This is a genomic window from Schauerella aestuarii, assembly GCF_009866805.1.
Classification (GTDB): Bacteria; Pseudomonadota; Gammaproteobacteria; order Burkholderiales; family Burkholderiaceae_B; genus Schauerella; species Schauerella aestuarii.
Map to the genome: position 1 here is coordinate 861702 of NZ_SIZW01000041.1, position 21514 is coordinate 883215.

19 protein-coding genes are annotated in these 21514 nt (G+C 63.1%); 12 read left to right on the top strand and 7 right to left on the bottom strand.

Annotation, left to right across the window (positions count from 1 at the left end; genetic code table 11):
- Positions 1 to 23: 23 nt before the first annotated feature.
- A complete protein-coding gene (gene mutY, locus EYW45_RS14935) occupies positions 24 to 1112 on the bottom strand; it encodes an A/G-specific adenine glycosylase (protein ID WP_161136169.1) in 1089 nt (362 codons plus the stop codon).
- 180 nt (positions 1113 to 1292) lie between these two features.
- Here mutY and EYW45_RS14940 point away from each other — a divergent pair, with 180 nt between their 5' ends.
- Entirely contained in the window at positions 1293 to 4913 is a 3621-nt protein-coding gene (locus EYW45_RS14940) for an indolepyruvate ferredoxin oxidoreductase family protein (protein WP_161136170.1), read from the top strand.
- Positions 4914 to 5003: 90 nt separating this feature from the next.
- Here the strand turns inward: EYW45_RS14940 and cheD are convergent, their stop codons facing one another.
- The 3 genes from cheD to EYW45_RS14955 form a co-directional block, all read right to left on the bottom strand.
- Positions 5004 to 5669, bottom strand: a complete 666-nt coding sequence (gene cheD, locus EYW45_RS14945) for a chemoreceptor glutamine deamidase CheD (RefSeq protein WP_161136171.1) — start codon at positions 5667 to 5669, stop codon at positions 5004 to 5006.
- Positions 5670 to 5785: 116 nt separating this feature from the next.
- Positions 5786 to 6694 (bottom strand): cell division protein FtsX, encoded by a 909-nt coding sequence (locus tag EYW45_RS14950; RefSeq protein ID WP_161136172.1) that lies wholly within the window; start codon positions 6692 to 6694, stop codon positions 5786 to 5788.
- Positions 6691 to 7362: a cell division ATP-binding protein FtsE gene (locus tag EYW45_RS14955; protein ID WP_161136173.1), complete on the bottom strand. Its 672-nt coding sequence runs from the start codon at positions 7360 to 7362 to the stop codon at positions 6691 to 6693. Before EYW45_RS14955 ends, EYW45_RS14950 begins: the two co-directional genes overlap by 4 nt.
- Before the next feature lie 291 nt (positions 7363 to 7653).
- On the opposite strand from EYW45_RS14955, the gene EYW45_RS14960 reads away from it, so the two are divergent.
- The 5 genes from EYW45_RS14960 to EYW45_RS14980 all read left to right on the top strand — a co-directional run bounded on the left by EYW45_RS14960 (position 7654) and on the right by EYW45_RS14980 (position 13219).
- Positions 7654 to 8670 (top strand): amino acid ABC transporter substrate-binding protein, encoded by a 1017-nt coding sequence (locus EYW45_RS14960; protein WP_161136174.1) that lies wholly within the window; start codon positions 7654 to 7656, stop codon positions 8668 to 8670.
- Between the two features lie 133 nt (positions 8671 to 8803).
- Entirely contained in the window at positions 8804 to 9994 is a 1191-nt protein-coding gene (locus EYW45_RS14965; RefSeq protein WP_161136175.1) for an amino acid ABC transporter permease, read from the top strand.
- Position 9995: 1 nt separating this feature from the next.
- Complete coding sequence (locus EYW45_RS14970) at positions 9996 to 11096, top strand: amino acid ABC transporter permease (protein ID WP_161136176.1); 1101 nt, start codon at positions 9996 to 9998, stop codon at positions 11094 to 11096.
- Between the two features lie 57 nt (positions 11097 to 11153).
- Positions 11154 to 11894 carry an amino acid ABC transporter ATP-binding protein gene (locus EYW45_RS14975; RefSeq protein WP_161136177.1) on the top strand — a complete coding sequence of 247 codons (741 nt, stop codon included), beginning with the start codon at positions 11154 to 11156 and terminating at the stop codon, positions 11892 to 11894.
- 293 nt (positions 11895 to 12187) lie between these two features.
- Positions 12188 to 13219, top strand: a complete 1032-nt coding sequence (locus tag EYW45_RS14980) for a Bug family tripartite tricarboxylate transporter substrate binding protein (RefSeq protein ID WP_161136178.1) — start codon at positions 12188 to 12190, stop codon at positions 13217 to 13219.
- 201 nt (positions 13220 to 13420) lie between these two features.
- Here the strand turns inward: EYW45_RS14980 and glpK are convergent, their stop codons facing one another.
- Complete coding sequence (glpK, locus tag EYW45_RS14985) at positions 13421 to 14932, bottom strand: glycerol kinase GlpK (protein ID WP_202444750.1); 1512 nt, start codon at positions 14930 to 14932, stop codon at positions 13421 to 13423.
- The gene (locus EYW45_RS14990; protein ID WP_407924921.1) at positions 14922 to 16397 is read right to left on the bottom strand and encodes a DHA2 family efflux MFS transporter permease subunit; all 1476 of its coding nucleotides are present in this window, start codon (positions 16395 to 16397) and stop codon (positions 14922 to 14924) included. The genes glpK and EYW45_RS14990 overlap by 11 nt, the downstream gene beginning before the upstream one ends.
- A 147-nt stretch (positions 16398 to 16544) precedes the next feature.
- On the opposite strand from EYW45_RS14990, the gene EYW45_RS14995 reads away from it, so the two are divergent.
- The 4 genes from EYW45_RS14995 (at position 16545) to EYW45_RS25040 (ending at position 19020) form a co-directional block, all read left to right on the top strand.
- A complete protein-coding gene (locus EYW45_RS14995; protein WP_161136277.1) occupies positions 16545 to 16736 on the top strand; it encodes a DUF3460 family protein in 192 nt (63 codons plus the stop codon).
- Positions 16736 to 17632, top strand: coding sequence for a segregation and condensation protein A (locus tag EYW45_RS15000; protein WP_161136181.1), 897 nt, complete (start codon positions 16736 to 16738; stop codon positions 17630 to 17632). Before EYW45_RS14995 ends, EYW45_RS15000 begins: the two co-directional genes overlap by 1 nt.
- Before the next feature lie 51 nt (positions 17633 to 17683).
- Positions 17684 to 18526 (top strand): pantoate--beta-alanine ligase, encoded by an 843-nt coding sequence (gene panC, locus EYW45_RS15005; protein ID WP_161136182.1) that lies wholly within the window; start codon positions 17684 to 17686, stop codon positions 18524 to 18526.
- Positions 18527 to 18627: 101 nt separating this feature from the next.
- Positions 18628 to 19020 carry a response regulator transcription factor gene (locus EYW45_RS25040; RefSeq protein ID WP_161136183.1) on the top strand — a complete coding sequence of 131 codons (393 nt, stop codon included), beginning with the start codon at positions 18628 to 18630 and terminating at the stop codon, positions 19018 to 19020.
- Here EYW45_RS25040 and EYW45_RS15015 read toward each other — a convergent pair.
- Positions 18996 to 19808, bottom strand: a complete 813-nt coding sequence (locus EYW45_RS15015) for a copper resistance protein NlpE N-terminal domain-containing protein (RefSeq protein WP_161136184.1) — start codon at positions 19806 to 19808, stop codon at positions 18996 to 18998. The two genes, EYW45_RS25040 and EYW45_RS15015, sit on opposite strands and share 25 nt — an antisense overlap.
- A gap of 135 nt (positions 19809 to 19943) precedes the next feature.
- On the opposite strand from EYW45_RS15015, the gene EYW45_RS15020 reads away from it, so the two are divergent.
- Positions 19944 to 20780 carry a prepilin peptidase gene (locus EYW45_RS15020; protein WP_161136278.1) on the top strand — a complete coding sequence of 279 codons (837 nt, stop codon included), beginning with the start codon at positions 19944 to 19946 and terminating at the stop codon, positions 20778 to 20780.
- 40 nt (positions 20781 to 20820) lie between these two features.
- A complete protein-coding gene (gene coaE, locus EYW45_RS15025; protein ID WP_161136185.1) occupies positions 20821 to 21426 on the top strand; it encodes a dephospho-CoA kinase in 606 nt (201 codons plus the stop codon).
- Positions 21427 to 21514: the final 88 nt, after the last annotated feature.

Sequence of the window (21514 nt, forward strand, 5' to 3'; positions counted from 1 at the left end):
GCTGAGCACAGCCGCTCGTTTCTTCAATTGGAATGCGACAGTGCGAAGTCGCGATCCATGCCCGCTTCGAACATCCCTTCCAGCAGCTTCTTCACCGGCGCGGGCAATCCATACTTGTCGAGATCGCGCGCGCTCACCCACACCTGCTGTGCGCCGCCGTGAGAAGGTGCCGCCGTGGGTGCCGTCACCGGAATGAACCACGGACGCACATGCAGCCGGTAGTGCGTGAACGTGTGCACGAACGCCGCCAGGGCATAGGCCTGGCGGCCGGTCAGTCCCAGCGCGTGCGCGGCGGCAATGGGTTCGGCCTCGGCTGCACATTCGGGCAGGCTCCACAGCCCGCCCCAGATCCCGGTTTGCGGGCGTTGGATCAATAGCACGGCCCCGTCGTGCTCCAGGATCAGCATGCTGGTACTGCGTTCGGGCACCGCGCGCCGCGTTTTGGGGGTGGGCAGCGACGCCTGGCGGCCCTCGCGTTTGGCCGTACAGGTGTCCGCCACAGGGCAGCGCTCACAGGTGGGCGAGCGGCGGGTGCACAGCGTGGCCCCCATATCCATCAGCCCCTGCGTGTAGCCCACCATATCCAGGGTGTCGTCGTGCGCATGGACCTGCTCGCGCGCGAGTTGCCACAGCTTTTGTTCGACGTCGCGTTTGGCCGGGTCGCCTTCGATCCCGAAGTGTCGCGTAAACACCCGTTTGACGTTGCCGTCCATGATGGGTGAGCGCTCGCCAAACGAGAACGCGGCGATCGCAGCCGCCGTTGACGGACCGATGCCGGGCAGGGTGGCGATCGTTTCGGCGCTTTGCGGAAAGGCGCCATCGAATCGGGCGACGATCTCCTGTGCGCAGCGGTGCAGGTTGCGCGCGCGGGCGTAGTAGCCCAGCCCCGCCCAGTACGGCATCACCTCGTCCTGGCTGGCCGCAGCCAGCGAGGCTACATCCGGAAAGCGTTCCAGAAAGCGTGCGTAGTAGCCGATCACCGTGGCGACCTGCGTTTGCTGCAGCATGATTTCCGACAGCCAGATGCGATACGGGTCGCGGGTGCGCTGCCAGGGAAGATCGTGCCGGCCATGCGCAATTTGCCAGGCCACGATGCGAGAGGCGAAGTCCATACGCAATTATCGCAGGATCGGTGCTGGCATCGCCCTATTGCGGCATCGCGGTGTGGCGGTTAAAACCATAGGCAAACGTAGTCATAAACGTAGTAGCGCTTGGGTCTCACACGACACCTTGCTTCACAAGAGCGGTGGTGGGTGCCGAGACTCGGCATCCCGCACCCACGGAGTAGACAAATGAATGCCCCCATCACGCCGGCGCAACGCACGGCGCTATCTGCTGTAACCCTCGACGACCGCTATACGCTCGACCAAGGCCGCGCCTGGATGAGCGGCATCCATGCACTCGTGCGCCTGCCCATGATGCAACGCGTGCGCGATCTCGACGCGGGTCACAATACCGCGGGCTTCGTGTCCGGTTATCGGGGTTCGCCTTTGGGCGGCGTCGACCAGAACATGTGGAAAGCGGCCAAGCACCTCAAGTCGCATCATGTGGAATTTCAGCCCGGCATCAATGAAGACCTGGCCGCGACCGCCGTCTGGGGTTCGCAGCAGGTCAACCTGTTTCCCGGCGCCAAATACGACGGCGTTTTCGGCATGTGGTACGGCAAAGGTCCCGGGGTGGACCGCTGCGGCGATGTGTTCAAGCACGCGAATGCCGCCGGCACCTCGCCACTGGGTGGCGTGCTGGTCGTGGCGGGCGACGATCATCCCGCCAAGTCGTCCACGCTGCCGCACCAAAGCGATCACATCCTCAAAGCCTGCATGATTCCGGTGCTGTTTCCGTCGAGCGTGCAGGAAGTGCTCGATTACGGTTTGCACGGTTGGGCCATGAGCCGCTATGCGGGCGTTTGGGTGGGGATGAAGTGCATTACCGACATCGTTGAAGTGTCGGCGTCGGTCGATGTGGACCCGCATCGGGTGAAGATCAATCTACCCGAAGATTTTCACTTGCCTGCGGAAGGGCTGAATATTCGCATTCCCGACACGCCGCTGCAGCAGGAGGCACGGCTGCTCGACTACAAGCTCTATGCGGCGCTGGCCTATGCGCGTGCCAATGGGCTCAACCGCCAGTTGTGGGACGTGCCCGCCGATCAGGCCCGATTCGGCATCATGACCTCCGGCAAAGCTTATCTGGATACCCGCCAGGCGCTGACCGACCTGGGGCTTACGGATGAAATCTGCCGCACCATCGGTGTACGGCTTTTCAAGGTGGGAATGGTGTGGCCGCTTGAAGCGACCGCCACGCAAACGTTTGCCGAGGGCCTGGACGAGATCCTGGTGGTCGAAGAAAAGCGGCAGGTGCTTGAGTATCAACTCAAGGAAGAATTGTTCAGCTGGATTGGCACGGGCAAAAAGATCCCGCGCGTAGTGGGTAAATTCGGCGATAAGGACGGTGGTGAATGGTCGGTGCCGCAGGGCAATTGGCTGTTGCCGGCGCACTACGAATTCTCACCTGCCATGGTGGCACGTGCCGTAGCGGCGCGGCTGCTGAAGTTCGAGTTGCCGGATGAGGTGCGTGCCGGCATCGAGGCCCGCCTGGCCTTTCTGGATGCGCGCGACACGGCGCTTGCCCGCCCCCGTGTGGTGGCCGAGCGCAAGCCGTGGTTCTGTTCGGGCTGTCCGCACAACACCTCGACGCGTTTGCCGGAGGGCTCGCGTGGCATGGCGGGCATTGGCTGCCATTACATGGTGACGTGGATGGGGCGCAACACGCAGGTATTTACGCAAATGGGCGGCGAAGGCGTGCCGTGGCTCGGTCAATCCGCTTTTACCGAAGAGCCGCATGTGTTCGCCAATCTGGGCGATGGCACCTACTATCACTCCGGATTGCTCGCCATTCGGGCGGCGGTGGCGGCCAAGGTTCCCATTACCTACAAGATTCTGTTCAATGACGCTGTGGCCATGACGGGCGGGCAACCGGTCGACGGGCCGATCAGCGTGCCGATGATTACGCGGCAAGTGGCAGCCGAAGGCATCGAGAAAATCGTCATCGTGACGGATGAGCCCGAAAAATATGAGGGGTTGAAGGGTGAACTGGCGCCCGGCGTACCGGTGATCCACCGCGACAAGCTCGATGAAGTGATGCGCGATCTCCGCACGCACGTGGGCGTGTCGATTCTGATCTACGACCAAACCTGTGCGACCGAGAAGCGCCGGCGCCGTAAACGCGGCTCGTATCCCGATCCCGCCAAGCGCGTGGTCATCAATGAACGCGTGTGCGAAGGCTGTGGAGATTGCTCCGAGAAGTCGCATTGCTTGTCGGTCGAGCCGCTCGAAACGCCATTTGGCCGCAAGCGCACGATCAATCAGTCGAGCTGCAATAAAGACTACTCCTGTTTGAAAGGCTTCTGTCCCAGTTTCGTCACGGTGGAAGGCGGCAAGCTGCGCCGTCCGAAGGCGCTGGCGCAAGACAAATCACCGGACGCGGGCCTGCCCTTGCCTGCGACTGCGGGGCTCGCACAGCCCTATGGGGTGTTTGTGGCGGGCGTGGGTGGCACAGGTGTTGTCACTATCGGGCAACTGCTCGGTATGGCCGCGCACCTCGAAGGCAAGGGCTGCTCGGTACTGGATATGGCGGGTCTGGCGCAAAAGGGCGGTGCGGTGTATTCGCACGTCGTGCTGGTGGCGTCGCCTGAGGAGATCGTCAATACGCGTGTGGCCATGGGCGAGGCCGATCTGGTATTGATCGGCGATCTCGTCGTGGGAACGAGCCAGGAAGCGATTGCCCGCATGCGGCCGGGGCGCACGCATGCGCTGCTCAATAGCGATGTGGCGCCTACCGCCGAGTTCATCACCAATCCCAACTGGCGACTGGCGGGCGGCGATCTGCAAGCAGATCTGGCGGCGGCCTGCGGTCCGGGTCGTGTGGATACCCTCGATGCCGCCGCGCTGGCGGTGAAATTGTTGGGCGATGCGATCTATGCCAATCCCCTGATGATGGGCTACGCGTTCCAAAAAGGATGGTTGCCGCTGGGACTGGACGCCTTGTTGCGGGCCATCGAACTCAACGGCACGCAGATCGAGAACAATCTCTCGGCGTTCGCCTGGGGCCGGCGCGTGGCGGCCGATTCGGCGTTCGTCCACGATCTGGTCACGCCGCATACGACCGTTGCGCCCATTGGGGCGGACGACCTCGACGTGCGCGAAGTGAAGCGCCATGTGGCGCCGGTCGTGGATATCAAACGGGTGGCCGTCGCCATCGAGGAAGTGATGGCGCCGCGAGTGGCCTTCCTCACCGCCTATCAAAATGCGGCGTACGCGCGCGAGTACAGCAGCTATATCGATCGGATCGCTCAAGCCGAACGCAGCAGCACCGGCACGACGCGTCTGGCCGAAGCGGCAGCCCGCTATCTCTTCAAGCTCATGGCGTACAAGGACGAGTACGAGGTGGCGCGTCTCTATACAGACGGCGCGTTCTTGAAGCGTATCGAGGATATGTTCGAAGGCGAGTGGTCACTGCGCTTTCATCTGGCACCGCCGCTCTTCTCCAAACGCGACAGTGAGGGCCATTTGATCAAGCGGGCGTATGGCCCAGGCATGTTGCGCGCTTTCAAATGGCTCGCACGTGCGCGCTTTCTGCGCCACACCGCGTTCGATCCGTTCGGCTATACCGCCGAGCGCCGGGCAGAGCGGGCGCTGATCTCGACCTATCGCGACACGATTGCCGGCCTGTTGCCACAGCTTACTCAGGGCAACCTGGATGCTGCCGTGGCTTTGGCCACCTTGCCCGAAGAGATTCGCGGCTATGGGCACGTCAAGGAAGCGGCCATGGAGAAGGCCGAAGCGCGGCGCGCGATGCTGCTGCAGCAGTTCGCTGCGCGTTCGGCCCCGGTTGACGGGAAAAAGGCGGCCTGAGAGGGTTGAATGGATGGGTCAGCTCGGCGGGGGCGTCTCGGCGGGCTGACGCTTCCGCACGGATAGCGCCGACCGGTTATCCGGCGACGCTCAGCGGCTGGGGGCGGTAAACCAGGACGCCGTGCCGCTCGCCGGGCGGGACGGGGCGGTATCGAATCGCTCCACCCGCGGCTTGGCCGGTTTGGTGTCGCGCATCGATTGCACCACCGCCTGCTCGCGGGCAGCCACGGCATCGGCCCGCTGCGACGACGCCATCTTTCGCATCAGCGCCTTGCCGGACTTCGGAAAGTAATGAATGCGCCGGGCGTAGTCGGCGCGCAGATCCTGGCCGACCACCGGAATGCCTTCGAGCTTGAGGTAGCGCAGCACGAATTCGGCATTGCGTTCGCCGATGTTCATGTATTGCATGGCGCTCAATACCGCGCCGCCGCCGAATACCTTGGCCTGCAGCCGCTCGCGCACGCCGCCCGCCTTGAGGATCTCGTTGATGAGCATTTCCATGGCGTAGGCGCCATACCGCATCGTGGAGGACGCAGGCGACGTGGTGTCGCCATCTGGCAACATGAAGTGATTCATGCCACCGATCCCCGCGACCGGATCGTTCACACAGGCGGCCACACAGGATCCCAGCACGGTCGACAACATGATGTCGTCACCCGCGACGTAGTACTCGTTGGGAAGAATCTTGACCGCATTGCACCTGAAGGTGCTGTCGAAGTAGTGACGGGAAGCTTTGTCTTCAGAGGGGAAGGGCATGGCGGTACGGGGAAAAACCCAAAAAATGTAGCGCCGCGGAAAGAAGTTCCCGATCGAATGCAGGCGAGATAGCAATATAGCTGGAGTTCTCGCGCTGCATTGGGGGAATAGCGACGTTAAAACCGCGTATTGCGTGTGACTGACCAGCGGGCCGAGAGGGCGCCCAGCGCTGCCGCGCCCACGACGGCCAGGATCAGCAGCGAAGCAGGGGGCATGTGAAGCGTGAACGTGGCGCCGTAGCTACGGGCCAATCCCACCAGGGCACTGTTGAGGGGTTGCAACAGGATGGAGGCGAGCGCAATGGCCACCAGCCCGGCCACTGCACCGGTCACGGCACCCAGATACAGGAAGGGACGCCGCACGAACGATTCGGTTGCGCCCACCAATCGGGCGACCGCGATCTCCTCGCGCTGCGAGAGCGCCTGCATGCGGACGGTGTTGAAGACGGTGGCCAGCACGACGACAGCCACGCAAGCCGCCAGGAACAGCAGCCCGATCCGGGCAAAGCGAAGCAACGCTTCGAGACGCTGCACCCAGGCGCTGTCGAGCTGCACGACGTCGACCTGATCCAGCTTGCGCCATGTGGCCGCGAGCGTATCGGCGCGCGTGGCCAGATCGTCGCCCGTGCGTAGCGTGGCAACAACAGCATCGGGCAGCGGATTTTCGGGCAATACCGCCAAGGACGCCGACCACGCCGGGTTGTTGCGCAACGCGGCGAGCGCCTCTTCGCGCTTGATCACGCGAACGTCTTCGATCTGCTGCGCATGCTCGGCGCGGATCTGGGCGGCGACGCGTTCGGCCGCGCCGGGGGCGGCATCGACCCGCATGTACACGGTGAGCTCGGGGGTGACGGACAATTCGCGCGCCACGGGCTGCACCGAGATCAGGATGGCGCTGCCCAACAGCGGCAACGCCAGCGCCAGCCCCATGACCAGTAGATTGGACAGCGACGAAAACGGCTGGCCGGCAAGCCGGCGCAAGGTGACGGCAAGGGCGTAACGGTGTTGGCGCAACCAGGAATTCATGCTTGCGCTCCCTTCGAGTCGGCGAACTTGCCGTTATCGATGCGCAGGGTGCGCGTGGCATAGCGTGCCATGAGCTCCTGGTCGTGCGAGGCGATGAGCAGGGTGACACCGACCCGGTTGAAGTCGCGGAACACGTTCATGATGCGCGTGGCGGTGTCGTGATCGAGGTTGGCCGTAGGCTCGTCGGCGATCAGGATGGCGGGGCGGTTGACGATGGCGCGCGCGATCGCCAGACGCTGCTGTTCACCGCCGGACAATTCGATCGGACTCAAATCTTCCTTGCCCGACAAGCCGACCTTCTCGAGCGCGGCGCGGGCACGTGCACTGGCCGTGGCGGTGGGGTTGCCGGTGACGGCCAGCGGCAGCATCACATTGGCCAGCGCCGTGCGATCGAACAACAAGTGGGTATCTTGAAGGATGACCCCGACGGCGCGCCGCAGGTAAGGGCGCGCCCGGGCCGTCATCTTTTCAAGCCGCTGGTTGTTGACCTGCACCGAACCCCGGCTGGACGGCTCCAGACCGCCGATGAGCTTCAACAGCGTGGATTTGCCAGCGCCCGATGGGCCCGATACGAAGACGAACTCACCGGCTTCGACACGGAAGTTGATATCGGCGAGGATGTTGCGTCCCCGGCCATACGATTTGAAGACGTGTTGGAATTCGATCATGGCGGCTTTCGTTGGAAGCGCTAATCATACCTGTCCTGCTTATGGACGATGGCAATTGCTGCAATGCGATTGCGTCTGATTTTTTCCGATATCCTCGCCAGCGCGAGGATCGCAGAAGTCCGCCCTATGGCCGACGATTGGGCGCAGTTAGCGGGGATATGTCCCCGATTGATGCTTTTTATAACAAGGGATTTTCCCTATGTCCCTAAATATCGGCCAGCGGCTACCATCCGCTCCAAGCGAAAGCTTTGTTGCAAAACATCTATCACGTTGTAAGCCCGGAGATTGTGTATGAAAGCATTGAAACTCGTCGCCATCGGCGCCGCATTGTTCGCCGCGTCCTCGGCCGCTCAGGCTGGCGCGACCTACGACGCCGTGAAGAAGAAGGGGTTTGTACAGTGCGGTGTGTCGACCGGTATCGCCGGTTTCTCGGCCGCCGACAGCAAGGGCGAATGGAAGGGCCTGGACGTGGACATGTGCCGCGCGATCGCCGCCACCATGTTCAACGATTCCACCAAATTCAAGGTCACGCCGCTCAACACCCAGCAACGCTTCACCGCGCTGCAATCGGGCGAAATCGACGTGCTCACGCGTAACACCACGCAAACGCTCACCCGCGACACCACCCTCGGCCTCATCGGCGCCGGCGTCAATTACTACGACAGCCAAGGCATCATGGTCTCGAAGGACCTGGGCGTGAAAAGCGCCAAGGACCTCAACGGCGCCACGGTTTGCGTTCAGCCCGGCACCACCACCGAACTCAACCTGGCCGACTGGTTCCGCTCGGAAAAGATCGAATTCAAGCCGGTCGTGATCGACAAGTTCGACGAAATCGTGCGTGCGTTCACGGCCAATCGCTGCGACGCGTTCACGACCGACAAGTCGCAATTGGCTTCGATTCGTACCACGCTGGAAAATCCGGACAAGTACGAAATCCTGCCGGAAGACTTCTCGAAAGAGCCGCTCGGCCCGATGGTCCGTCAAGGTGACGATCCCTGGCTGAACGTGGTTCGCTGGTCGTTGTTTGCCCAGATCGAAGCCGAAGAATATGGCATCACGTCCAAGAACGTCGATGACATGCTCAAGAGCCCGAACCCCAACGTGCAGCGCATTCTCGGTGTGACGCCGGGCATGGGCAAGAACATGGGCGTGGACGAGAAGTGGGCCTACACCATCATCAAGCAGGTCGGTAACTACGGCGAAGTGTTCGAGCGCAACCTGGGTCAAGGCAGCGCGATGAAACTGGCACGTGGCGTTAACGCCAGCTACAAGCAAGGCGGCGTGATGTACGCCTGGCCCGTGCGTTAATACCTTTGCCGCGCGGGCACCGTCGCCCTTGTGACGGCGCTCGCGCGCACGCGCTGCATCCTGCTTAATGGATCTGCGTACCGGATGCGCGCACTTGCGCGCATTCTTCAGTCTTACTGCGGTTAATTGATCCATGACGACACATCAAAAAAATGCGCCCGTCTCGCCGCCAGCCCGGCGCATGTCTTGGAACGATCCAGGTGTACGCGCCATTGCGTACCAAGTCATTGTGCTGCTGCTGGTCGCGTTTGCAGCCTGGTTCCTGATTTCCAATACGCTTACCAACCTGGCCGTGCGCAATATCACGACCGGATTCGATTTTCTGGGCCGCGAGGCAGGCTTTGCCATCGGCGAGTCCGCCATCAGCTATGGCCCGGCCGACAGTTACGGCCGCGCCGTCTTCGTCGGTATTCTCAACACCCTGCGTGTGGCCGTGCTCGGCATCGTGCTCGCCACGATTTTCGGCACGCTGCTCGGTATCGCCCGCCTGTCCAAGAACTTCCTGCTCAACAAGGTCGCTTCGGTGTACGTCGAAGTGATGCGCAACGTGCCCTTGCTGCTGCAATTGTTCTTCTGGTATGCCCTGATCACCGAGAACCTGCCCGGCCCCCGCAATGCCCTCAATCCTTTGCCCGGCGTGTTCATCAGCAACCGCGGCGCACGGATTCCGGGTGTCGATGGGCCGTCCCTGGACTGGATCTTCTGGGGTTTCGCACTGGCGATCATCGCCAGCGTGGTCCTGGCGAACTGGGCGCGCAAGCGTCATGAAGCCACCGGGCACATGTTCCCGGCGGGTCGTATCGTGTTGGCCATGCTGATCGGCTTTCCGATCGTGGGCTGGCTGATCAGCGGCATGGCATTGACCTTCGAGGTGCCCGAGCTGCGCGGCTTCAACTACACCGGCGGCATTTCGATGTCGCCCGAGTTCTTCGCGTTGCTCGCCGGCCTGGTCATCTACACCTCCGCCTTCGTGGCCGAGGTCGTGCGCTCCGGCGTGCAGTCGGTCAACAGCGGGCAGTGGGAAGCTGCCGGTTCGCTGGGCCTGAGCCGGGCGCGCGTGCTGCGTCTGGTGGTGCTGCCGCAAGCCTTGCGCGTCATCATTCCGCCGATGACGAGTCAGTACCTGAACCTGACCAAGAACAGCTCACTGGCCGTGGCCATCGGTTATCCCGATATCGTCTCGGTGGTGAACACGACCTTGAACCAGACGGGGCAGGCGATCGAAGGTATTTTGATCATCATGGCCGCCTACCTCACCGTCAGCCTCTCGATCTCGATATTCATGAACTGGTACAACAAGCGCATTGCGCTGGTGGAGCGTTGAGATGAGCAGCACAACGACATCACCTACGGCGCCTCTGCCGCCGCCCACCGAGCACACCGGCGTGTGGGCCTGGTTCCGCTCGCGTCTGTTCTCCTCGCCGCTCAATATCCTGGCGACCGTGCTGATCGCGTGGCTCTTGCTGATGTTCATTCCGGCCGTGGTCGAATGGGCATTCATCAAGGCCAACTTCACTGCCGCCACGGCGCAGGAGTGCCGTGCGACGGGGGGCGCCTGCTGGGCGTTCATCATCGAGAAGCATCGCCTGATCCTGTTCGGCACCTATCCGTACGATGAACAATGGCGTCCGCTCTTGGCCACGATCCTGCTGCTGGCGGTGATCATCGTCAGCGCGATCCGCATCTTCTGGAAGCCGTGGCTTGCCCTGGTCTGGGTCGTTGGCCTGGCCGGTTTCTACGTGCTGATGGGCGGCGGTATTTTCGGTCTCACGCCGGTCGAAAACACCCGTTGGGGCGGTCTTCCGCTGACGCTCATCCTGGCCACCTTCGGCATCGCCTGCGCGTTTCCGATCGGGGTGTTGCTGGCACTGGGACGCCGCTCGCGCATGCCGGCCATCAAGGCGCTGTGCGTGGTCTACATCGAATTGATCCGCGGCGTGCCGTTGATCAGCCTGCTGTTCATGTCCTCGGTCATGCTGCCGTTGTTCTTGCCGGTCGGTTTCTCCATCGACAAGCTGCTGCGGGCGCAGATCGCCATCATCATGTTCGCGTCGGCCTACATCGCCGAAACGGTACGCGGCGGTTTGCAGGCCATTCCGAAAGGGCAGTACGAGGGCGCGGATTCGCTTGGGTTGTCGTACTGGCAGGCCATGCGCAAGATCATCCTGCCGCAGTCGCTCAAAGTGGTGATTCCGCCGTTGGTGGGGATCTTCATTTCGCTGTTCAAGGATACGTCGCTGGTCGTGATCATCGGTATTTTCGACTTGACGCTGGCAGCCAAGGCCGCGTTGTCGGATGCGGCATGGCGCGGGTTCGGGATCGAAGCGTACGTCTTCATCTCGCTCATCTATTTCGTGTTTTGCTATTCGATGTCCAAGTACAGCCAATCGATCGAACGCCGTCTGCAGACGGGACATCAACGGTAAAGTTGCGCCGGGGCGGCCGCAAGGCGGCGCGCCCGGTGCGTTCAAGGGAGTACAGGCATGTCCGATGCCATGATCAAACTGCAAGGCGTGAACAAGTGGTACGGTCAGTTCCACGTGTTGCGCAACATCAATCTCGACGTGGCCTCCGGCGAACGTATCGTGGTGTGCGGACCTTCGGGTTCGGGCAAGTCCACGATGATTCGCTGCATCAACCGGCTTGAAGAACATCAGCAAGGTCAGATCATTGTCGATGGCACCGAGTTGACCAACGATCTGAAGCAAATCGAAGTGATCCGCCGCGAAGTCGGCATGGTGTTTCAGCACTTCAATCTGTTCCCGCACCTCACCGTGCTGGAAAACCTCACGCTGGGACCCATGTGGGTGAAGAAGGTGCCGCGCGCCGAAGCCGAAGCGACCGCGATGAAGTACCTGGAACGCGTGCGCATTCCCGATCAGGCCAAGAAATTCCCGGGTCAGTTGTCCGGCGGACAACAGCAGCGCGTGGCGATCGCCCGCTCGCTGTGCATGAACCCGAAGGTCATGCTGTTCGACGAGCCCACCTCGGCACTCGATCCCGAGATGGTCAAGGAAGTGCTCGACGTCATGGTGACATTGGCTGAAGAGTCCGGCATGACCATGATCTGCGTCACGCACGAAATGGGCTTTGCCCGCAAGGTGGCCGATCGCGTGATTTTCATGGACCGTGGCGAGATCATCGAAGAGAACAAGCCCGACCAGTTCTTCGATAATCCGCAGAATGAGCGCACCAAGCTCTTCCTGAGCCAGATCCTGCATTGATGGCAGGATGATCGACCGCGCGCATCGGGCGCAAGCGTGTCCGGCCGCCGAGCGCGCATAGCGAGAGGCCCTCCTGTTGGAGGGCTTTTCTTTGGGCGATGCTCTTCGCCGAAGCCGCGCCGCGTGCCGACGTTCGAGCCTCCGCGCCGGACCTGCTTCCGGTGTCATATGGCATGCAGAAGTGTTGCGTTCATGTCAGTGCGCTTCGGGTAATCCCCAGTCTCGCGTGGCAAGCCACGATACGCTGCGTTATATTCACCGCCTCTCACAATCGAATAATGACAGGAGACATCATGTCCCTCGCTCTGCGCGGTCGGCCGGCACGTCGGCGCTCTCTCATCGGGGGCCTCGCGTTGGCCGCCTTCGCCCTGACGGGCATGACGTCGGTGGCGACCGCAGCGGAGGATGTCGCGGCGTTTCCGTCCAAGCCGATTCGCTTCATCGTGCCTTACCCGCCCGGCGGCCCGCTGGATACGATGGCCCGCATGCTGGCCGAGAAAGTGCGCGGCCCGCTCGGCCAAGCCGTCATCGTGGAAAACAAGGCGGGTGCCGGCGGCAACATCGGCGCCGACATGGTGGCGCGCGCGCAGCCCGATGGCTACACGCTCGTGATGGGCGCGGTCGCCACGCATGCCATCAACCCGTGGCTCTTCAATAACCTGCCGTACGATCCGGTGAAGGATTTCGAAGCCGTCGCGCTCGTGGCCTCGGTGCCGAACGTGCTGGTCATCAACGTCGACTTCGCCAAGAAAAACAACATCGAATCATTGAAGGATCTGATCGCCTATGCGAAGGCGCATCCCGGTGCGTTGAACTACGGTTCGGGCGGCAACGGCAGTGCCGGTCATTTGTCGGGCGAACTATTGAAGGCGCGTGCCGGCATCGCTGCCGAGCACATCCCTTACCAGGGTGCGGCGCCCGCGCAATTGGCCTTGTTGTCGGGCCAGTCCGACTTCATGTTCGACAACCTGGCAGCATCGGCACCGTTGATCAAGGATGGCAAGGTCAAGGCCTTGGCCGTCACGACCGTCAAGCGTTCGCCGCTGCTGCAGGACGTCCCCACCGTGATCGAAGCTGGCATTCCCGACTTCGATCTGGAAACCTGGTTTGGCGTGTTCACCACCGCCGGTGTGCCCAAGGAGATCGTCGCCAAGCTCAATGCCGCTTACGCGCAAGCCTTGTCGCAAGACGACGTGCGGCAGCGTTTGCTGACGATGGGGTCGGAACCGCAGCCCACCAGCAGCGCTGCCTTTGCCGACTTCGTCAAAAGCGAAATGGCCAAGTACAAGGAAGTGGTCAAGCTCTCGGGCGCCAGCCTGAACTGATCGCGGCACGGGCGCCCGGCGCCCACGTGCAAAGGCCTTGAGACGGTGTGACACCGGCTCAAGGCCTTTTTCAATGGTGAGCGCCAGTGGCAGCGTGTGGGAGAGGGGCTCAGCTTGGCTTTGCGGCTCAGTCTGGCACCGCTTCGTGGCTCAGCCGGCGTGGCTCAGTTCAGCGCCGCTTCGTGGCTCACCCTGCGTGGCTCAGCCCGGCGTCGCCCAGCCTTTCGACAGCTCTACTGCTTGCCGCCAGCGCGCCAGCCGCGCTGTGCGTTGATCTTCATTCCATTGCGGCTCGAAGGTTTTCTCGGCCTGCCACTGCGCCGCGAACTCATCCATCGTCCAGATCCCGCAGGCAATGCCGGCCAAGCCCGCTGCGCCCAGCGCGGTGGATTCGGGGATGCGTGGGCGTACCACCGGCACGCCCAGCAGATCGGCCTGGATCTGCATGAGCAGGTCGTTGCGGGCCGCGCCGCCATCCACGCGCAGCTCGGAAAGCGCGATGTCGCTGTCGGCGTGCATCGCATGCAATAGCTCCGCGCTTTGCAAGGCAATGGCTTCGAGCGCCGCGCGCGCGATGTGCGCCCGGGTGGTGCCGCGCGTCATCCCGATCAGGAGGCCGCGCGCATACGGATCCCAATCGGGAGCACCCAGACCGGCGAAGGCGGGCACGAGAAAAACGTCGTCGGTATCTGCCACGCTGGCTGCCAACGCTTCGGTTTCATCGGCACGCTCGATGATCTTGAGCCCGTCACGCAGCCATTGCACCGTGGCGCCTGCCATGAAGACGCCGCCTTCCAGCATATAGGTGGTGTGCCAGCCTTTGTCGTCGCCGGGCAGGCCCCACCCCACGGTGGACAACAGGTTGTGGGTGGAGGTGACCGGTTGGTCGCCCACGTTCATCAGCATGAAGCAGCCGGTGCCGTAGGTGTTCTTCGCCATCCCGGGCGTGAAGCACGCCTGGCCGAAGGTCGCGGCCTGCTGGTCGCCGGCGACGCCCGCGATGGGGATGGCGCCGCCGAAAAGCGTGGCCGCGGCATGGGCGCGCACGCCACTGCTGGGCACCACCTCGGGCAGCAGGCTGCGCGGGATGTTCAGGCGCGCGAGCAAATCGTCGCACCAGGCCTGCTTGTGGATATCGAACATCAGCGTGCGCGAGGCGTTGCTGGGGTCGGTAACGTGCGTCTGACCGTCGGTGAGGTTCCAGATCAGCCAGGTGTCGACGGTGCCGAAAGCCAGCTCGCCGCGCTCGGCGGCCGCACGGGCACCCTTTACGTTATCCAGCAGCCAGGCGAGTTTGGTGCCTGAAAAATACGCGTCCAGTACCAGCCCGGTGCGGGCTTGCAGCACGTCGGCATGGCCGGCGTCGCGCAGCGATTGGCACAGGGCGGCCGTGCGGCGATCCTGCCAGACGATGGCGTGCGCCACGGGCCGGCCGGTTTTGCGCTCCCACAAGAGGGTGGTTTCGCGTTGGCTGGTGATGCCTATGCCGGCGATATCGGCGGCCGTGGCCCCGGCGTTGCGCAAGGCTTCGCGGGCCACCTCAAGCTGGCTGTGCCAGATTTCCATCGGATCGTGCTCGACCCAGCCCGGCTTGGGGTAGTACTGGCGAAACTCGCGTTGTCCCACGCCTTTGACCGCACCGTTGCGGTCGAACACCATCGCGCGCGAGCTGGTGGTTCCCTGGTCTAGCGCCAGAATCAGTTCATTCTTCACTGTGTTCCATCTCCTCGGCTTTCTTCTCGCGTTTGTGCCTGCTGTTGAGCTGCGCGCCGGCGTCGGGGGCCAGGCGGCGGAAGAAGAAGAACGATGAGGCCGTGAAGAGGCCCACCACGATGAATCCATTGGCCACGTCCTGCAGATCGAGGCTGGCGTGACCGCGCAACGTCATGCTCATGTTGAGCGTGAAGGCGGCCACACCCACGCCCAGGCTGATCGCCAGTTGCTGCGCCATCGCCGCAAAGCTGCTGGCGCGGCTCATCGCTTCAGATGAAATGTCGGCATAGGTGAGCGTGTTCACCCCGGTGAATTGCAGCGAGCGGAAGAAGCCGCCGATCAGCAACAGCAGGATCATCAGCCACACCGGCGTGAGCGGCGTGAATGTGGCGCAGATGGCGACGAACACGGCGGTGAGCAGGGCGTTGATCATCAGCACGCGCCGAAAGCCGAACTTCATCACGATCGGCGTGGCCACGAACTTCATCAGCAGGGCGCCGGCCGCGCTGGCAAACGTGATGAGGCCGGCCGAAAAAGGCGACAGGCCAAAGCCCACCTGCAGCAGCATCGCCAGCAGGAAAGGCGTGGCGCCCACCGCGAAGCGGCACAGGTTGCCGCCGGTAATCGAGATCGAGAACGTGGGCAGGCGCATCAGCGACAGATCGATGATGGGCGCGGCAGTGTATTTTGAGTGCCAGTAGTACAGCAGCCCGCAGACGATGCCGATGGCGATCATCCCGGCCAGAACGGGCAGGGGAAGCAGGCCATGGCCGATCGCATCGAACCCGGAGACGAGCGTGGCCATGCACACGGCGCTCAGCAGAAATCCCACCCAATCCAGCGGCGGTTTTTTGTCGAGCCGCACGTCCTTTACGAAGCGCATGACCAGCGCGATGCCGATGATGCCGATGGGGATGTTGATCAGGAAGATCCAGTGCCACGACGCGTAGGTCACCAGAAAGCCGCCCAGCGGCGGCCCGATCACCGGGCCCAGCAACGCCGGCATGGAGAGGAACGACATTGCGCGCAGCAGGTCTTTTTTCGGCACGGTGCGCAGCAGGATGATCCGCCCCACCGGCACCATCATCGCCCCGGCCATGCCCTGGACCACCCGAGCGATCACCAATTGACCGATTGTGGCCGACAACGCACAGGCGATGGAGCTAAGCGTAAACAGCGCGATCGCGGCGATGAACACCCGGCGCGCGCCGAAGCGATCGGCCGCCCAGCCGCTGATCGGTACGAATACCGCCACGGCCAGCAGATACGACGTGATCGCCACGTTGAGCCGCACGGGCGAGGTGCCCAGCGCCCGCGCCATGGCGGGGAGCGCCGTGGCGACGACGGTGGCGTCCAACATTTGCATGAACAACGCGCATCCCACGATGAAGGGGATCATCTTTGCGGCGCGGACGTCGTCTGGGCTATTGAGGGAGGGAGCCTGAAGCGTCGGTTGGGCAGACATGACGTCGAGGGTGGGGCGCGGCGACGCCCGAGGACGGAGGGAGGAGCGTCGATTGTAACGCTGCGGGCTGTCCGACGCCTGAAGCGCTCGCCTGTCCGTCGCCTGAAGTACACTGTGGATCTTCCCGTTTTGCCGTCCCACTGCGTCATGGCCAATAACTACCAATCCGAAATTACCCAGTTCCTCGAGAGCTACAAAAAGTCGCACCCCGAGACCGAGCAACGTCAGCGGGAAGGCCGGGCGCGTTTGTGGGACAAGCCGCAAGACGCCGAACTGCAGGAAGGCTTCCGTCAGGCCCGTGTGCCGCAAAAGCCGTACGTCTATTCGCCTGAAGAGTAATGGCAAAGGCGCGCGCTCCCGCGCGGTCGGCCGTGTCGGGAGACGATCTGGATAAGCTGGTCGCCCCGCAAGTCGACAGTACGCCCGATGTGGTCGATACGGTCGCGTTTGCGCGGCTCTACGGCGAACCGCTCTTCAAGATGCCGCAGGATCTGTATATCCCGCCGGACGCTCTGGAGATTTTCCTCGAAGCCTTCGAGGGACCGCTCGACCTGCTGCTTTACCTGATCCGCAAGCAGAACTTCAATGTGCTGGACATCCCGATGGCGGATGTCACGCGGCAATACCTCTCTTACGTCGAACAGATCCGCATCCACAATCTCGAGCTGGCCGCGGAATATCTGTTGATGGCCGCCATGCTGATCGAGATCAAGTCGCGCATGCTGCTGCCGGTGCGGAAATCCGATACCGGTGAAGAGGCGGAAGATCCGCGGGCGGAACTGGTGCGCCGGCTGTTGGCGTACGAGCAAATGAAGCTCGCGGCGCGCAATCTGGATGCCATCCCCCAGGTGGGCCGCGATTTCATGGTCGCGCACGCCGAGGCCGATCTGAGCGTGGAGCGGGCTTTGCCCGAGGTGGGCGTGGACGATCTGCGCCAGGCCTGGGCCGACATCATGAAGCGGGCCAAGCTCAACCAGCACCATCACATTACGCGCGAGCAACTCTCGGTGCGCGATCACATGACGCACATTCTGCGCCGCCTGGGCGATGTGCGCTTCATCGAGTTTTCCGATCTGTTCATGGAACGCATCGATGCGGGGGCGCCGGCCGCTGTGGTGGTCGTGCACTTCATCGCCATGCTCGAGCTGGCGCGAGAGTCGTTGCTCGAAATCACGCAAGCCGAACCCTATGCGCCGATCTACGTGCGCCTGGCCTACACCGCGGTAGCTGCCTGAGCGTTGCCGCTTCGATGAGAGGGCCATCATGGCCGCGACCGGAGACCGTTTTTGAAAGTCGTCCACACCATCCAGGAATTGCGCGATCAATTGCGCGGTCAAAACCGTGCGGCCTTCGTGCCCACCATGGGCAACTTGCACGAGGGGCATTTGCAGCTCATGAAAGAGGCGCGCCAGCACGGCGATCCCGTGGTGGCCAGCATCTTCGTCAATCGCCTGCAATTCGGTCCCAACGAGGACTTCGATCGTTACCCGCGTACGCTCGCGGCCGATATCGAAAAGCTCGAGGCCGCGCGCGATGTGTACGTCCTGTTTGCCCCCGATGAGCGTGAGCTGTATCCCGAGCCGCAGAACTTTCGCGTGCAGCCGCCCGCCGACCTGGGCGACATCCTGGAAGGCGAGTTTCGGCCTGGTTTCTTCGAGGGGGTGAGCACGGTGGTGCTCAAGTTGCTGTCGTGCGTGCAGCCGCGCACGGCGGTTTTCGGCAAGAAGGATTACCAGCAGCTGATGATCGTGCGCAATATGTGCCGCCAATTTCAGTTGCCGGTGGATATCGTGGCGCATGAAACGGTGCGCGATGCGGACGGATTGGCGATGTCGTCGCGCAACCGTTTTCTTTCCGAAGCGGAACGCGCCGAGGCGCCGCGCTTGTATGCGCTGTTGCAGGGCCTGCGCGAACAGGTAATCGCGGGCGAGATGGATGTGGCGGCGCTCGAACGCGCGGCGCAGGACGATCTCACGGCGCATGGCTGGCAGGTGGACTATCTCGCGTTGCGCCGGCAGCACGACTTGCGCGCGCCTGCGGCCGCGGATATCGAAGGCAAGACGCCATTGGTGATCGTGGCGGCGGCCAAACTGGGTGCCACGCGCCTGATCGATAATCTGGAAGTGTGACGCTGCGGGGGCAAGGGACGGCGCCGACCCCTGTCAGAATCGCCAGCTAGCGGGCACGCCACGCCCATGCCAGACTCGCCCTTCGATAGCAGAGGGCAACCATGGCGCAACCACAACACTCCCCTTACGACTTGCCGCAGCCGGGCACGTTGGCGGAAGGCGTAGCGCGCCTCACACCGCGTGAGCGCGAGGTGCTCGGCTATCTCGCCGACGGCAAGCCCAACAAGGTCATTGCCATCGAATTGGGAATTTCGCAGCGCACGGCAGAAGCGCATCGCGCGCGCGTGTTCGCCAAGCTTGCAGTGCGCAATGCGGTAGAGCTGGTGCGATTGATGTGCGGGCCGCCGATCCGGCTGGCCGAGCCCGATGCGCAATGCGCCTCAGCCGAATCCGGTCAAGGCGAATTGCTATTGGAGGCGTTGCCGCCGGGCAACGACGCCGGTGCATGCGCACCGGGGTTAAGCACCCCTTACTTGCAGGCGGGCGCCGGTTGACCGTTCAACTCGTCGATGGCGTCCAGGTCGGGCTGGCGCGTGAGGTTGTAACTCAGGTTGGGGGTGGTGCCGTCGATCGCGCGCACGCGCAACACGTTGTTGGCGGTGACCACAAACTCGGCGCGCATATTGCCGCGGTTATCGAGCAGCATGACGCGCGGCGGCTTCTCGTCGGTGGCGTCCCAGCAGCCTTGCTCGGTAATCGGCTTGGCGGTGCTCACACCTGCAGATTGATTCAGATAGGACGAACGCGCGCGCCAACGGCCATTGGGCGCCAGGGTAAGCACCAGACGTTGGCCAGTGCACTGCATCCCCGCGCCAAAACACGGCAGCGTGCCGAGATAGGTGTGGGCCTGCGGCACCAGGCGCGCAGCGGTTTCGCTCATCTGCGCGGCGGGTTCGTTCGTGCTCGATGCGCTCGCGGCCACCGGCTGTGCCGTGGCCGTCGCGCCGCGGCGTGCGGGGTTGGGACTTTCGTTGGCGGTCGTTACGACCGATTCGCCATCGGCTTGCGCCTGCGAAGCGGCAATCGCCTGCTGGCTGGGCGTCTTGGCATCCGGCTTCAAGGCGATCTGCAATTGGGACGGCGCGCGCAGCGTACTGCGATAGCCGCCGCCCTGAGCCTGGTTTTGCGAGTCGGTGACCGAGCTTTCGGCCGGCAGGTCGTAGTAGCTGGCATTATCGCGCTGTTGCGCGCAACCTGCTGCGCCGAAGGTCAGCGCGAAGACCGATCCCCACAGCAAGAGCGGCTGACGCCGGAGAGTAAGCGAGGGAAATGCAGCAGCCATGGTGTCGATCCGCGAGATAAGGGGTTTTACGCAGCATTCTACGCATATCCTCGCACCCTTGGCACGATTCGGATCGGTGCGTTTCGATGTGTCACGGTTTGAATACGCAGCAGCATGATGAATAATGCCGCCATCATGTCGTTCCCTTCCGATCTTGCTTCGTTCTGGTGGGCGCTTGGGCTTGCCACCGTGCTCGGCGCTTGCGTCGGCAGTCTGCTCACGCGCCTGATTCATCGCTTGCCGCTGATGATGGAAGAAGAATGGGCGTCGCAAGCGCGTGAGGGCGACGGTGCCGAGTCAGCCCCAGCACGGTTGCGCCTGTTCACACCGCGCGATCACTGTCCGCACTGCCGTGCAACCTTGCAATGGCGCGACACCGTACCCGTCTTGAGCGGGCTGCTGCTGCGGGGCCGCTGTCGGCACTGTGCGGCGCCGGTGGGCCTGCACTATCCGATCGTCGAGGTGATGACCGCGGTGGCATTCGGTTTGTGTGTGTGGCGTTTCGGGCTGACCTGGCCGGCGCTGTATGCCATGGTGCTCGCCGCCGCGTTGATCGCCTTGGGATGGATCGATGCCCGAACCAATCTCCTGCCGGATATCGTCACGTTGCCGTTGATCTGGCTGGGATTGCTGGTGAATCTGAACGGCACGTTTGCGCCGTTGCCGCAGGCGGTGCTGGGCGCGGTCTGCGGCTACGGTTTTCTGTGGCTCGTCTTTCATGCGTTTCGCGCCATCACCGGTCGTGAGGGCATGGGCTATGGCGACTTCAAATTGCTGGCGGCCCTGGGGGCCTGGCTGGGCCTGGCGATGGTGCCTTGGCTGTTGCTGGCGGCGTCGCTGACGGGCGTGGTCTTGGGGTTGAGTCTGATGTTCATCGGGCGTGCGGCACGGGGGCAGGCACTGCCGTTCGGGCCGTATCTGGCCGTGGCGGGACTGCTCGGGCTATGGTTGACCGATGGCGCGTGGTGGTGACCACCGCCGCACTCGGATGCGGCATGACGAAAAGGATGTAATGTTCAAGATCGGTTTGACGGGCGGTATCGGCTCAGGCAAATCCAGCGTCGCGCGGTGGCTGGCGGAGTGGGGCGCCGCAGTGATCGACACCGACGATGTGGCGCACAGCCTGACGGCGCCCGGTGGCGCGGCCATCGACGGTATTCGTGCGCATTTCGGCGCTCAGGCCATCGCTGCCGACGGCGCCATGGATCGGGCCTGGATGCGGGAACGCGTGTTCGCGGCGCCGGAGGTGCGGCGCGAGCTCGAAGCCATTCTCCATCCGCTGATCGGCCGCGAGACCGAGGCGCAAGCGACCGCGGCCACCGGGCTATATCTGGTGTATGTGGTGCCGCTGTTGGTCGAATCGGGTCGGTGGCGCAACCGCGTCGATCGCATCTGTGTGGTCGATTGCGATCCGCCCACGCAGGTCGCCCGCGTGGTGCTGCGCAGCGGGCTGACGGAAGACACCATCCGGCGTATCATGGCGGCACAAGCCAGTCGTGACGACCGGCTCGCCGCGGCGGACGACGTCATCGATAACGGTGGCGACGTCACCACCGCGCAGTTGAAAACACGTGTTCAAGCCTTGCATGACCGTTGGTGCGCAGACGCGCGCGGATGATGACGCCGTCTTGCTGTCGGACGGCCACTGGAAGGCACACACGCCCTCCGGTAAAGCGGAATGGGTTAGCGAAAGGTGAACAGCAAAC